This is a genomic window from Virgibacillus kimchii (assembly GCF_055379185.1).
Map to the genome: position 1 here is coordinate 2,939,675 of NZ_AP043951.1, position 14,096 is coordinate 2,953,770.

Genomic DNA, 14,096 nt, shown 5'->3' on the forward strand with positions numbered 1-14,096 from the left:
ATAAAAGAAACACAGGATGTGAACCGGATGCTTCTGCTTTTTTGATTCACGAGCCATGGATTTGAATAAGCAGCAGGAACAATTAGACGTTTCTTTTTTAAAAGGATGATAACATGTCAGAAAACAAAGATGAAATCATACTCAAAGGGCTGAAAGAAAATAACCTGAAAAATATTGATCTTACCATTCCAAAAGAGAAAATCATCGTATTTACCGGGCTTTCCGGTTCGGGAAAAAGTTCCGTCGTGTTTGACACGTTGGCTACAGAAAGCAAAAGACAAATGACGCTGAACTATCCGCTCTATGTCAGAAACCAGATGCCCCGGTATGAAAGGCCAAGTGCAAGTCTTATGCAGAATCTCAGCCCGGTCGTCGTTGTGGAGCAAAGACCTGCAGGCGGCAATTCCCGCTCTACTGTAGGCACCTATATGGATATCCATCCATTGATCAGGCTTCTGTTCTCGCGAATTGGAAAGCCATCCATCGGGGATGCCACTGATTTTTCCAGTCAGAGTGCTTTTGGCAGATGTCCGGAATGCAGCGGCTACGGGAAGGTCATAACCCCTGATCTGAACAAGCTCATTGATTTTAATTAGTCACTTCGCGAATATGCTGTAAAATTCAAACCTCTATCGCCAACAGGCTGGCAGGGCAGATGGATGATGACCGGTGGTTTATTTGATCCGGATTTGCCGATTAAAGATTACCCGGAAAAAGAACTCCGTCTGTTTTTGTATGGACCCGAAGACGGAAAGAAAGTCTATGCTCCGTTTCATACGAAAAACGGCCCGCAGGATCATGAATGGGACAGACTTTTACCCAGGTTTACCCGGCTTTATATCCATAGAGATATCTCGAAGCTGAAAGAAGTGACCGAGGATGACGTCCTGGCCGTTTCCACCCACTCTCCATGTCCAACCTGCGAGGGCTCTGGTCTGAATCCTAAGGTGCTGGCCTGTAAAATAAACGGCCATAATATTGCGGCTTATGACCGGATGGAACTTACAGTGTTATTGGAGGAACTTCAAAATATAACAGATTCGATGGGAGCATCCATTGTCAATCAGGCTATCCCGCCAATCCGGCAACTGATTAAAATGGGACTGGGCTATTTAAGTCTTTCCAGGAAAATGGACACCTTATCCGGCGGTGAAGCGCAAAGGGTAAAGATTGCCCGGCATTTAGGGAGCAGCCTGAACAATATCACTTACATTTTTGACGAACCAACGGCTGGCCTCCACCCGGAGGAAGTAGATATGCTGATACAGATGCTAAAAAACCTGAAAGCACAGCATAATACCGTCATCGTCATCGAACACGACCTGTCCGTAATAAAAGCTGCGGATGAAGTCATCGAGATGGGGCCGGGGGCAGGAGTACATGGAGGCGAAGTGATCTATCAGGGAAAACTGGAAGGATTAAACAGTTCCAATTCCGCCACCGTTCTTAACCGCAGGCTGCACCTGAATAAAAATCCCAGAGAAATAAAAAGTTATTTTACCATCAGCCGGGCAAGGAACAACAACCTGAAAGATATCAGCGTACAAATTCCTGAAAATGTGCTGGTGTCAGTCTGCGGTGTATCCGGGTCAGGGAAAAGTTCACTCATGCTGGAGGCCTTTCCGGAACGCTATCCGGAAACGATTATGGCAGCTCAGGGAAGCATTGGTATTTCCAACCGCTCCACTCTCGCCACCTACATGGGAATCATGGACGAGATTCGAGCGATATTTTCCAAAGAAACCGGACAGCCGCCAGGTTTGTTCAGCTTTAATTCCACAGGCGCATGCCCTGTCTGCAAAGGAAAAGGCGTGATCACCCCGGATGTGGCTTTTGCCGAACCGGTGACAACAAATTGTGAAGCTTGCGGTGGTGAAAGATATTCCGGGGAAGCACTGTCCTATCGGTATAGGGGCAAAAATATTGTGGAAATGTTGGATATAACGGTTGACGAGGCCATGCATTATTTTAGAACAACTAAAATTATCAGGAGAGTCAATACATTGAAAGACGTTGGGTTAGGTTATCTGACCCTGGGACAGACAACAAGTTCCCTGAGCGGAGGGGAAGTCCAACGGCTTAAACTGGCAAACCATTTAAAAAAGGAAGGACAAATCTACTTGCTGGACGAGCCCTCTTTAGGCCTGCATGCCAAGGATAATCAAGCACTTTTGGAGGTGTTTCAAAACCTGGTTGAACGAGGAAACTCTGTGATGATCATCGAGCATAACCTGGACTTTATCGCTGCCAGCGACTGGGTCATCGAATTGGGACCAGGCGGAGGCCAGCAAGGCGGACATATTATTTTTGAAGGCAGACCGGAAGACATGCTCCAGGCAAATACAGCCACTGCTAAATGGATAAGGAATGGTTTTGAATAACCCGGGGAATTTTGCTGATGTCCGTGTGATGGGGAGGGCATTTAGCTGAGGAAATCAATGCTTTGGTTTCTTATTCCGCGTATAGGGATGTGAAATCTTAATCAAAAGCCAACGTTATCAAGCTCGTTTTTCACTATATAAATTAGATCCGGCTGCCTGCCCCCTGATAATTACCGATTATTGGTTATAAAATCTATAGTGAAATTCCCAAGGGGGGCCTTCGCAGTTGGATTCCAAGCAAAAAAGGTGAATGAAGATCTCTCAAGTCCCTTTACAGCTGAATTTTCTTGACACTTGGCCCATAGAACTCTTATCAAAGACATTTGCTGTTGATTTCTCTCTGAAATGTCCGTGAGAGCTTTTCTCGAGGACATTTGCTGACATTTTCACTTAACTAATGTCCGCGAGAGCTCTTATCAAAGACATTTAATGACGATTCCTCTCTGAAATGTCCATGAGAGCTTTTCTCGGGGACATTTCCTGACATTTTCACTTACAGAATGTCCGTGAGAGCTCTTATCAAAGACATTTAATGACGATTCCTCTCTGAAATGTCCACGAGAGCTTTTCTCGAGGACATTTCCTGACATTTTCACTTAACTAATGTCCGCGAGAGCTCCTATCAAAGACATTTAATGACGATTCCTCTCTGAAATGTCCATGAGAGCTTTTCTCGGGGACATTTCCTGACATTTTCACTTACAGAATGTCCGTGAGAGCTCTTATCAAAGACATTTAATGACGATTCCTCTCTGAAATGTCCATGAGAGCTTTTCTCGAGGACATTTGCTGACATCTTCACTTACCGAATGTCCACGAGAGCTCATCTCAAAGACACCTTCTGAAAATTTCACTCCCAAATGTCCAATAGAACTCCTATCCAGGACCCTATCCACCCCATGTCCGATCAAACCGGCCACTAATAAACAATCCGTTCCCATTATTCCCCTGTCTCGGCAAACCGTTTAATCCGCTCGCCAATCTCATCACGGACACGCTGGAAAACTGCCCATTTCTCTTCTTCGGTTCCTTCGGCTTTGGCCGGGTCGTCAAACCCCCAATGTTCCCGTCTGACATGCGGGGGTGTCATCGGGCAGCGGTCGGCGGCATCCCCGCAAAGCGTGACTGCCAATGTGGCATTGTTGAGGTATTCCGTATCAATGAGTTCTGATTCCTGATTGGAAATATTAACCCCGACTTCATTCATTGCTTTAACTGCATTCGGGTTTAAGCCATGCGCCTCAATGCCGGCACTTCTGACTTCCCATTCCTCCCCGAGTAGTTGTTTTGCCCAGCCTTCTGCCATCTGGCTCCGGCAGGAATTGCCTGTACATAGGAAATACAATGTTTTTTCAGCCATAATCCAGCTCCTTTGTTTTTAAAATATCAATAACGTTATATATAGACCTACCAGGGTGACAAACAGAATTGGGACGGTTAATACAATCCCTATCCTGAAGTAGGTTCCCCATGAGATTTTTACCCCTTTTTTGGACAGGACATGAAGCCATACCAATGTGGCCAGGGATCCGATTGGGGTAATTTTTGGCCCTAAGTCAGACCCGACAATATTCGCATAGACAAGTGCTTCCCGCAGTACTCCCGAGGTATTTGTTTCTGCAATTGCCAAGGCGTCAATCATGACGGTTGGCATATTATTCATGATGGATGACAGGAACGCAGCAATGAACCCCATCCCCATGGTAGCTGCAAATAACCCTTCATCGGCAATTGTTTGGATCACACCTGCCAGCGCAGAAGTGAGTCCGGCATTGCCCAGTCCATAAACGACTACATACATTCCGAGGGAGAAAAACACAATATCCCAGGGCGCTCCTTTAATCACCATTCTTGTATTTACAGCGCTACTTTGTCTGCCCATCAGTACAAAAAAGATGGCGATGGTACCCGCAATAATGGAAACCGGCAAGTTAATAAATTCACTCGTAAAATAGCCTATCACCAATAAACCAAGGACATACCATGACATACGGAACATTTTATGATCCCTGATCGCATCTTTTGGTTCACTTAATTTCGATACATCATACGTTTGCGGGATATTTTTTCTAAAATAAATCAACAGCACGGTAATCGTCGCAGCCAGGGAAAATAAATTCGGAATCACCATTCGTGCTGCATATTCCACAAATCCGATGCCGAAAAAGTCTGCCGATACAATGTTTACAAGGTTACTGACAATGAACGGCAAAGAAGTAGTATCCGCAATAAAACCGCTTGCCATAATGAATGGAAAGATCATTTTTTCTTTAAAATTCAAGTTCCGCACCATGGCCAGTACGATTGGTGTTAAAATTAAAGCTGCACCGTCATTGGCGAATAAGGCTGCAACGACAGCACCAAGTAAACTGATATAGACAAACATTTTTATGCCGTTGCCCTTGGCAATTCGGGCCATATGTAAAGCCGCCCATTCAAATAATCCAATTTCATCGAGTATTAAAGAAATAAGTATAATAGCAACAAAGGCCAATGTGGCGTTCCAGACAATTTCTGTTACTTCAATGACGTCGCTGAATTCCACAACTCCAACGATAAGTGCTACTACAGCCCCGCCAATGGCAGACCAGCCGATATTTAACCCTTTTGGCTGCCAGATCACAAGGACGAGTGTTGCAATAAAAATTAATATGGCAAGTATAAGCGTGGTTGACAAAAAAATTCCTCCAATTTAACAACAGGAAATGCGAATGCCTTTTTCCTCCAGTTCTTTTAATTTTGTATCCTGACTCGGAAGCTGTTCCAGAATGGGCTGAATAAATGCATAATACTCGCTGCTTTTATTTACGGAATAAAATATCCATTGGCCCCTTCTTTCTTCCGTCACTAAACCCAGATCCTTCAGTTTACGTACATGCTGGCTAATCGATGGCTGGCTCATCTGAAATATCTCCACCAATTCACACACACAGCAGGCCTGCTCATCCATTAATTTCATCATGGTCAAGCGTGTTCGATCTCCCAGCAGCTTTAAAATGACTGCGGCTTTATCCATTTCCACCAAAGTTTGCTGCACTTGCATCCCCCCTCCTTCTTCTTTCAATTGCAATATTAGTATATAACTATATGCTTATATATACAACCGACTCATCTATGTACAGGAAAACATTTTAAAAAAATTCATTCTGAGGCGGAATGGATAGGTGCTGTTATTATTACACACCACCCGTATTTCATCCCGAACCTCATTCATGCGTTCCATTGACAATTTTATGGAAATACCCAGAAATGCTGCAATGAAATCCGCTTATAATGTCCCAGTCAAAATGGGTTAAACAAGCCTTTTAACCATAATCAAGTCAACCTGTTCCTCATCCCCCATATAGAAAGCATGAGCTCCCGCATGCACAAAACCCAGCCTTTTGTAAAATACAATGGCATGTTCATTTTTTTCCCATACACCCAGCCAAATCTTTTTCTTTTGCAGTTCCTTTGCCAACGCCATCGCTTTATTCAGCAAAGCCTTACCAAGGCCCTTTTGCTGGAAGGCTTGTTTTATGTAGATTCTCTCGATTTCCAGTGCATCGTCGTCCATAGCTTCAGACTGCGCTTCACCGGTATTAATCTTCAAATAGCCCGCAAGCTTATTTTCACTATAAATAAAAAAAAATTGGGAAAAAGGATTGGATAATTCCTTGTTCAATTGCGTTTCATTAAATGCCTGATCCAGGTACGTTTTCATATTTTCAGGTTTATTTTGGTCCTTAAACGTTTCATTAAAAGTTTCATAGCTGATGTCCTGAAGCTCTTGCAGGTCATCAATGCTGCATCTCCTGATGGTCGTGTCCATTCCCATGTCACTCCTTCTATATGCTCTTCATCCGTAAGTATTCAAAATATATACTTCACTCATTCACTTGCCTGTGCTGCCGGTCCCAAAAATTTATTTGAAATAAAGTATGCAACGGAAGCAGCAAGGAAAGCATTAACGAATGTCAGGGGAAGTGATGAATCATTCCTTTGTACCACTATTTCCTGCCCCATGTTCCCGCTCATTTGCCACGCATCCTGTATATCAGGCGTATAAAAATAAGTAAGTAACATTCCACTGAATATTTGGAATGACAACAACAATAATAGAAAACTTAAGGCAAAGATTAAGTATCTCTTCAAATCAAAACCTCCAATTACCTAAATAGTAAACCATCCTGTTCCACCATACGTTTTAGTCCATCCTGATAACGTAGGAAGTGATGTCCTTAATAGTATTTTTCCCAGCGCTGACAAAATTGAATACATTACTAAACGCATAAACACGGTTGTTTTCCAATTTCAATGTTCCGTTTGCGGATGCTGTTTTACCATGCGTAATTACAGTGTGGATCTCCAATTCCAATGTGGGTGAAACCATCCGCTTATCCAGTAGTTTCACCATTTCTTCCCGGCCCTGGATCACCATGTCATTGACGATCTCCCAATAAATATCCACCCTCGTGTATTCATTGATAAAAGAAATATCTTTTACTGCAAAAGCCACGAGAAAATCCCTTAGAACCTTCTTTTTCGGTGCATTTCCACAATCTGATGGGCTTATAATTTTTACTCCCTGTTCTTCGGAATGGACTTTCTTCATCCTTTTCACCTCTTTTTTAGAGTTTTTTTACTAGTTCCCAAGGAATATTATGGGATATTAAAAATAAAGTGCGTAGCAAAATATCACTAAAGTTTACAACTCCTGAATGTTAAATAAGTTTTTTCAACCGTCTCTTTCATATGCAGCTATCTTCCGTCAACGAAGCCTTTTAGATTCACTGAGAATATTCGCCTCCCGCTTAAATCTCGCACTTGCCCATTCTCCCTCACGCTGAAACAGCTCAAATACAGTCTCACGGTTCCTTGGTGGTTCTTCATCCACCCAATTTAACAGGGTACAAATGACAGATTCTTTATCCGGAAAGTAACGGATAAAGACTTCCGCCTGCTCGTGCAGGCGTGTCGTCCAAATCTGAGCACGCACCATTACCATGGCATAGCAGGTTCGAATGATTTTTCGGGCGAAGTTCTGTGAAATTATTTTAAAATCTTTATCAGGAGCTGTTTTCAACCTCTTAATCGTTCGGTCAAGCACCTCCCCAATATCTCCATTAAAGCGAATGGCAATTTCCGGTGTAAGTTTGTACGGACCAAACGATTTTACTGCATCTTCTCCATAGACACAAACACAGAGCTCCCGCAGAAATGCGTTTTCATGATAATGGGAGGGGTCCATCGTATATTCATAATCCGCAACAACGATACCGACATCACGAACCAGAGAACAATATTTCTGAGAAAGTTCAACGGCAAGCTCCCTTAATTTCTTCCGCTCAACGGAACTGGGGTTACGGTCAAACATAGCGATCAGGTCCAGGTCTGATTTCAGCATAACAGCCTCCCCTCTGGCGACGCTGCCGTAGACATAAACACTGTGCAACTGCTGAGGAAATAAATCTTTCAGTGCCTTCACAGATTCCTGGATACAAGGCATATAAACAGGATCGATTTTGTCTATACTTACATCACTGACAATAAAGCCGTCAGGGTCCAGACCATATCCAGCTTTTAGAATTGCCACTTCATCACCTCCAAAATTTAAACCTCCAATAGTTCGTCTGCTCTTGATTTTTTTTGCTTTTGTTTATTTTTCTTCCACTTTACGGAAAAGTTTAGAGGTACTATAGATCCTGCCATTATCAAAATACTTTTACATACTTTCTTTATATTTACAATGAGGGTTTATTATAGTCAGCCCTCAGCATCCCGAATACAATACTATCGGTCCATTCACCTTTACTCCAAAAATCTTGTATAAAGTGAGCTTCTTTTCTCATCCCCACCCTTTCACATAATCTGTAGGATGCTATATTTCGTGCATCCAGATTTGCTTGAATACGATGTACTTTTTCAACTTCAAATAAATAATTTATTAATGCAATAACAGCCTCAGTTGCATACCCTTTTCCAGACGCTGATTTTGAAAATGTATAACCCATTTCAACGGTATCTTTCATATCTGTGTACCAAACAGCTACATCGCCAATTACTTTCGCATTTAATAGAACAGCTAAGTTCAAGCCAGTTTCCTTGGTTAATCTATTATTATTTAATTTCTTTTCAAAATTACTTTCCTTATCTTCCTGTGTCCATTTATCATGCAAAAGGTATTGGCATGTGGAATCATCATTATAAATGTCAAAAACATCATTTAGGTGTTTCCTTTCAAAAGGTTTAATCAGTAGCCGATCTGTTTCAATTCTCATAAATTCAACTCCTTAAACAAATTTGCACAATGAAAAGTCAATCAAATTCCGTGTAACCATCAGCAATGCGGGAAGAAGTGATGTGACTTACCTTCAATCAAACCACCTCCCTTATTTTTTTATAAATACAGCGTCTCGTTGTGCTGGATATTAGGTATCTTTAACGCAATGGTATTTCCGCCTTTGCATTCCCCCCTTGTCTCTGCCAATCCGTCCCCTTTATCCTTTTAACAGAATAAAAATAAAAAATACCGCCAATCATCCAGAATGGCTCCCAGAAAACCAATCTCCAAAACGTAGCATAGGAATCCAAGTCAAAGTCCAATACATTAAATGCGCTTAATGAAATCGTAATAAAATTTAACAACCCATATAAAAACAGGAAAATCCCCGCAATTTTCATGATGTAATACAGCATCCTGGTTATGAGCGGTTTGTTCCATTTTCTATAAAGCATCCAAAATAATACGATGCCAAGTAATTTAATTACACCTGAAAGCCACACGACGGTAACAAAAGAGGGAGAAGGATTCAGGGACATTTCGTAAATCGATCCTCCAAGAGACCTGACACCAACCAGTCCTCCCATCGCCCAATAAAAACTCATCCCTGCAAAAATAACAGTCCAAATAACGCCCAAAGTAATGATAAAGTGATTTCTCTTCATCAGAAAGTTCTCCCCTTTAATAAAAACACTTCACCAGATTAAATTACTCTGACAGCCATAAGATAAAAAGTAATAACTAACTCATTACTCCACATTAACGCCAAGGAACCTTAATATACGTGACAGGAGTTCAGCAGGTTGGTCTTCCATTACTAAATGTCCGGCATTACGAATAGTTACAAAGTCAGAATATTTCATTAGGTTATGTAATTCATTTCCTTTTTCCATCGGGATCCAGGTATCCTGTTCTCCCCAGATAATTAATACTGGGTTACTTATTTCTTCATATAAAGGCTCTATAACATCCGTATATTTCTGGCTGGCCTGAGCGATTTGACGATAAAATGCACTTTGCCCCGTTGTACCAAGCCAAGGATTAATGATTCCCTCCAGTGTTTCTTCATCCATAAACTTATATTTTGCTCCCCGGACATAAGCTGAAATGATTGCCTTATGTATGTACGGTGGAATTTCTTGAAAAACTGTTTCATGTTCCTTTACGTGTGAGAAAAAAGCAGATCCCCACGGCGCAATAGCAACCGGGTCTATAAGTATCATTTTATTAAAATCCTGTTTTTCTAGAAGATGCGTTCTTAAAATGGTTGTTCCGCCGAAATCATGTCCGATCACAATAGGATTATTAAGTCCCCAATAATCAATAAGCTCTGACAAAATCTTGTTTTGTACACCAAGTGAAACATCTTCCGCTGATTTTTCAGACTGTCCATAACCCAAAAGATCATAGTAGTACACGGTAAACCATTGACTAAGCGCTGGGATGAAATGTCTCCAGTTAAATGATGACCACGGCGTTCCATGTACAAGGATAAGAGGCGGCCCTTTTCCTTTAATATCGTAACTTATCCGTCCATACGCAGAGGCAAAATCCTTTGTTAGTTTAAATTGTTCCATAATATATCCTCCGGTTTCTATATTTTATAGGTAAGCTGATTGATCTTGTAATCAATATTTATTTTCTTATTTGGTATATGAAAGAAAAATAGCGAGCGATGCAAAAACGCCAAACATCCCGAGGATCCATATGCTTACTTTAATTACTATTCTGATTGCAGCAGATTTTCCATAAGCATTGAAAAATCGGCTGCACTGAAAGCATGGGAATGATCGGAAATGGCACTGCGCATACGAAACCCGTAGGAAATCAGCATGAATAACTCTGCTGCTTTATCTGTCTGAACAGATAAGGGAATGACCCCCGCATCCTGGCCTGCGCTAATCCAATTTTTGGCCAATTGCAATGCCTGATCATAAACTTTGTTGACGATTTCGCTAATATCCGGATGATCGTTCTTCGATAACAAATAAAGAAAAATTTGATTTGTTGCCTCACGAGGATCCTGCAGTGACGGCAATTTCTTAACGATTTCCTTCAATGGTCCTTCAAATTCCTTTTTCCCCTGGCTGATTTCAGTCAAAAAACGCTCATTGATTTCTTCCATCCATTCCTCTAAAACCAATGCCAGCAGTTCATCCTTACTTTTTACGTAATGGTATATTGCACCTTTGGAAAGCTGGGTACGTTCGATAATATCGCTTACGGTCATATGTGTACACCCTTTTTCCCGGACTAACGCCTTTGTTTCCTCCAATATGAGCTGTTTTGTCATTCTACGCTGCGTTTTACGTTCCAATACATTTCACCCTTTAGTTTTTTAATAAAGCTATTATTACATACCGACCAGCGGTTTTTCAATTAAAAAGATATTATATACTTAGGGTATAAAACGCTAGCTAAAGCAATAAATACAATATTGTTGGCCAGGTTTGTCACCAACAGGCTCATCTCCTTTTACATTTAGTTTGACATGGTTTTAATCACTCATGTTTCCGTAAACTGCTTCTCCGAATACTAATTACTGCAAAAAAGAAAAATTAAACTTGACGTAAAAGTACCTTCTTACTTTTTAGTGATTGATAGCCATGTCCAAATCAGAAAGAAAGGCTGTATGATGATTACCCGAACCCAATGATAATATGGGACATACTGTTCCACACCACCAGGAATATCTCCTGCATTCATTGCATGAAATATGTTTGCTGGCCATATTAAAATGAAATATAACATAAGAATTTTGCCTGTTATTTTAAAAGTCTTGTCAAACAATAACAGCACACCGAATAAAAGTTCCAATACACCCGTCATATAAACAATGGAAAGCGCAAATGGAAATACTGGAGGAATCATTTCCATTAAGTTTTCCGGTATGAAAAAATGACTGAGGCCTATGAAAAAAAGCATTGCACTCATGGAAATGCGTCCCATTTTTTGATAAGAAAGCGGTACTTTAAATAGTCTTAAAACAGATAAAACAATAAAACTGGATAATAAAACCACTGTTGCCATAGCCTTAACCCCCCCTTGTATTTATATAATCCGTTCTTAATAAATCATCACCAGTATCAACTCGCTCTTTTATATTACATACCGACCGCCGGTTTGTAAAGGGGAATTTACTTACTCGCATTCTTAAAACAGAAAATAGGGCTTATCCATTGATTCCGGACAGTCAATGGAAGTACCTGGTGTAAGTAATTTTCTTCGCAATGGCGAAAGAATTTTATATAATTCATCAGGATAGGGACATTAGTTAACAGGGTTTAATAAACTGGCGTGTTTATTTGAAGACAAAAAGCCTGATCCCCTCTTCTTATAGACGAGGAATTAGGCTTTTTTATAATTCGTTTTTTTAAATATCTTCCATTGGTAAATGCGTTGGCAACAAGCAACAAAAAAGTAACATCACCTTTCATGGTGAAGTTAAAGTAATATTTAACACCTGAATTGGAAAAAATGATAGTGAAGTAATCTTTTAAACAGAAAAACTCAAAAAAGTGGTGCCAAGATGCTGGAATTTTTAAAAGAAATGCTGATGATTTTGGGCAGAATTGCAACAATTATACCTTTGCTGTTATTCATGACCTTATTTATGGGAAAACGCGCCATTGGCGAGATGCCGGTTTTTGACTTTTTAATCATCGTTATATTAGGTGCACTCGTTGGGGCGGACATCGCCGATCCTGAAGTTAAACATTTGCCTACCGCGATCGCGATTATCGCCATCGCCATTTTTCAACGCATTGTAGCAAATTGGAAAATATCCAACCGGAAAATAGGAAGATTACTTACATTTGAACCAACGGTAGTTATTCATAACGGGAAGTTACTTGATGCGAATTTGAAGAAAATCCGGTATTCCATTGATAATATCCTGCAGATGCTTAGAGAAAAAGATATATTTGATATTCAGGAAGTGGAAACAGCACTGGTTGAACCAAGCGGAACGTTAAGTGTATTAAAAAAACCGGAAAAGCATACAGTGACAGCAGAAGATATGAATATTACAAGAACGAATGCCGCAATCTCTCTTCCTGTCATTCTGGAAGGTGAGGTTGATTCGGATGTTTTAAAGGAAATGAAAGTAAATCAATCCTGGCTGGATCAGCAATTATCCGAACAGGGAATCACCGATACAGAGCAGGTTTTTTTAGCCACGTTAAACCGTGATCTTGTATTGCATGTGTCTAAAAAAGATGAAAGTAATATAACCATACCGCCTGTTAAGCACTGATAAAAGTATAACAGCCAGGGAGCATAAGGGTACGCGCCCCGAGATACCACTTTATACTCCCTGGTTTAACTATTTTCCAACTGATCGACCCTTCTTTCCAGTTCGGAAACCTGTTTTTTCAATTTATTTCTTGATCCCTTTTTTCTTTGTATTAAACCTCCGACAATCCCAAAAACAGCTAAAATAACCACGACCACCCCGACTGCCAGCATGAAAATTAACTCCATTATAAACCTCCTTGGATCTTTTTGTTTATGAAAATGCAGAACTCTTTTCAATGCGCCATCTGCTTCAAAAACGGCTTTAAATAATCCACGCACTGCCGCTCATCTGTTTCAAAAAAATGGGTAATTGTTTCTTTGTTATTTTCAAGGAAAATTAACTGTTGAAATTCCGGCTGCTCCCCTGCAGCGCTTAATGAATCTGCAAAATCACCATACATATTTATTACTTCTTTTTCCGTTAATTGTAATTTAATATGGTACAGAATTACAAAGAAATCATGCGTGCCACCGCTTTTTAAATAGACCGGGGTGCATGTTTCCACATGGGTTTGTTCCACAATCCCCATTTCTTCCTGAAGCTCGCGCAGTACACTATGCTTCATATCAAAGTCATTTCCTTTCACGTCCTCCCAGCTTAAACCGCCGCCGGCACATTGGAGTCTGCCTGGATATGCAGTATGCTCAGCCATTTCACCGAACACAAACTTTTTATCCTTTGTTTCTGCCAGACCTGCTCCAAAAACAATCCTGCACCCTTCTTCATCTGTAATATGATTTCTGACCGTATGTAAATAGTGTGCATAATCCGTCTGTTTCAGCATAATTCTAAACGCATGTTCATTCTCCATGACAGCATCCACATGGAAAGCTTCACCACGGTAAAATGAGCCACCTTCGTTAACTTCCGCCCAAAACTTTTCCACTTCCCGCTTTCGATCTAAAGATAATGGAACAGATTGCTGTGTATATTTTACTTCCACTGCTTTGTTCAAGGGTGTTAATTTAGTTGGTTTCATGTCTCGATATCCTTCCTGGAGGCGGCGTAATAAAGTACCCATAGCACTTTCATTTGTATCGAATATTTATTTAGCCTCTTAACTTAACCATTCGACATTCACAACTGTTTTCCTGCCTATCAGCAGATTCCATTTAAATGAATCGGAAAAGACTGTAAAGTAAACTTTTTAAACAGC

At 40.8% G+C, this 14,096-nt stretch carries 15 protein-coding genes and 1 pseudogene; 2 read left to right on the forward strand and 14 right to left on the reverse strand.

Annotated elements, in window-relative coordinates; genetic code table 11:
• Positions 1-113: 113 nt before the first annotated feature.
• A pseudogene (locus ACZ42C_RS14050) lies at positions 114-2,381 on the forward strand (ATP-binding cassette domain-containing protein).
• Between the two features lie 940 nt (positions 2,382-3,321).
• Here the strand turns inward: ACZ42C_RS14050 and arsC are convergent.
• The 12 genes from arsC to ACZ42C_RS14110 form a co-directional block, all read right to left on the reverse strand.
• Positions 3,322-3,741, reverse strand: coding sequence for an arsenate reductase (thioredoxin) (arsC, locus tag ACZ42C_RS14055; protein ID WP_461182152.1), 420 nt, complete (start codon positions 3,739-3,741; stop codon positions 3,322-3,324).
• Between the two features lie 18 nt (positions 3,742-3,759).
• A complete protein-coding gene (locus tag ACZ42C_RS14060; RefSeq protein WP_461182151.1) occupies positions 3,760-5,058 on the reverse strand; it encodes an arsenic transporter in 1,299 nt (432 codons plus the stop codon).
• Positions 5,059-5,073: 15 nt separating this feature from the next.
• Positions 5,074-5,397, reverse strand: coding sequence for an ArsR/SmtB family transcription factor (locus ACZ42C_RS14065; RefSeq protein ID WP_464891366.1), 324 nt, complete (start codon positions 5,395-5,397; stop codon positions 5,074-5,076).
• 276 nt (positions 5,398-5,673) lie between these two features.
• Positions 5,674-6,192: a spermidine/spermine N(1)-acetyltransferase gene (paiA, locus tag ACZ42C_RS14070; protein WP_461182149.1), complete on the reverse strand. Its 519-nt coding sequence runs from the start codon at positions 6,190-6,192 to the stop codon at positions 5,674-5,676.
• Positions 6,193-6,251: 59 nt separating this feature from the next.
• On the reverse strand, positions 6,252-6,515 hold the full coding sequence (locus tag ACZ42C_RS14075) for a hypothetical protein (protein ID WP_461182148.1): 264 nt from the start codon (positions 6,513-6,515) through the stop codon (positions 6,252-6,254).
• A 52-nt stretch (positions 6,516-6,567) separates the two neighbouring features.
• Positions 6,568-6,975 (reverse strand): hypothetical protein, encoded by a 408-nt coding sequence (locus ACZ42C_RS14080; RefSeq protein WP_461182147.1) that lies wholly within the window; start codon positions 6,973-6,975, stop codon positions 6,568-6,570.
• 156 nt (positions 6,976-7,131) lie between these two features.
• A complete protein-coding gene (locus tag ACZ42C_RS14085; RefSeq protein WP_461182146.1) occupies positions 7,132-7,956 on the reverse strand; it encodes a nucleotidyltransferase domain-containing protein in 825 nt (274 codons plus the stop codon).
• Between the two features lie 148 nt (positions 7,957-8,104).
• Positions 8,105-8,641, reverse strand: a complete 537-nt coding sequence (locus ACZ42C_RS14090; RefSeq protein WP_461182145.1) for a GNAT family N-acetyltransferase — start codon at positions 8,639-8,641, stop codon at positions 8,105-8,107.
• Between the two features lie 160 nt (positions 8,642-8,801).
• The gene (locus ACZ42C_RS14095; RefSeq protein ID WP_461182144.1) at positions 8,802-9,308 is read right to left on the reverse strand and encodes a DUF3995 domain-containing protein; all 507 of its coding nucleotides are present in this window, start codon (positions 9,306-9,308) and stop codon (positions 8,802-8,804) included.
• Between the two features lie 84 nt (positions 9,309-9,392).
• Positions 9,393-10,220, reverse strand: a complete 828-nt coding sequence (locus ACZ42C_RS14100; RefSeq protein WP_461182143.1) for an alpha/beta fold hydrolase — start codon at positions 10,218-10,220, stop codon at positions 9,393-9,395.
• Between the two features lie 146 nt (positions 10,221-10,366).
• Positions 10,367-10,960 (reverse strand): TetR/AcrR family transcriptional regulator, encoded by a 594-nt coding sequence (locus tag ACZ42C_RS14105; RefSeq protein WP_461182142.1) that lies wholly within the window; start codon positions 10,958-10,960, stop codon positions 10,367-10,369.
• Positions 10,961-11,226: 266 nt separating this feature from the next.
• The gene (locus tag ACZ42C_RS14110; protein WP_461182141.1) at positions 11,227-11,673 is read right to left on the reverse strand and encodes a DoxX family protein; all 447 of its coding nucleotides are present in this window, start codon (positions 11,671-11,673) and stop codon (positions 11,227-11,229) included.
• Between the two features lie 499 nt (positions 11,674-12,172).
• Between ACZ42C_RS14110 and ACZ42C_RS14115 the strand changes: the two genes are divergently transcribed.
• A complete protein-coding gene (locus ACZ42C_RS14115; RefSeq protein WP_461182140.1) occupies positions 12,173-12,898 on the forward strand; it encodes a DUF421 domain-containing protein in 726 nt (241 codons plus the stop codon).
• A gap of 65 nt (positions 12,899-12,963) precedes the next feature.
• Here ACZ42C_RS14115 and ACZ42C_RS14120 read toward each other — a convergent pair whose 3' ends face one another.
• Together ACZ42C_RS14120 and ACZ42C_RS14125 are read right to left on the reverse strand one after the other, a co-directional pair.
• The gene (locus ACZ42C_RS14120) at positions 12,964-13,125 is read right to left on the reverse strand and encodes a hypothetical protein (protein WP_461182139.1); all 162 of its coding nucleotides are present in this window, start codon (positions 13,123-13,125) and stop codon (positions 12,964-12,966) included.
• Positions 13,126-13,172: 47 nt separating this feature from the next.
• Positions 13,173-13,919, reverse strand: a complete 747-nt coding sequence (locus ACZ42C_RS14125; protein WP_461182138.1) for a hypothetical protein — start codon at positions 13,917-13,919, stop codon at positions 13,173-13,175.
• Positions 13,920-14,096: the final 177 nt, after the last annotated feature.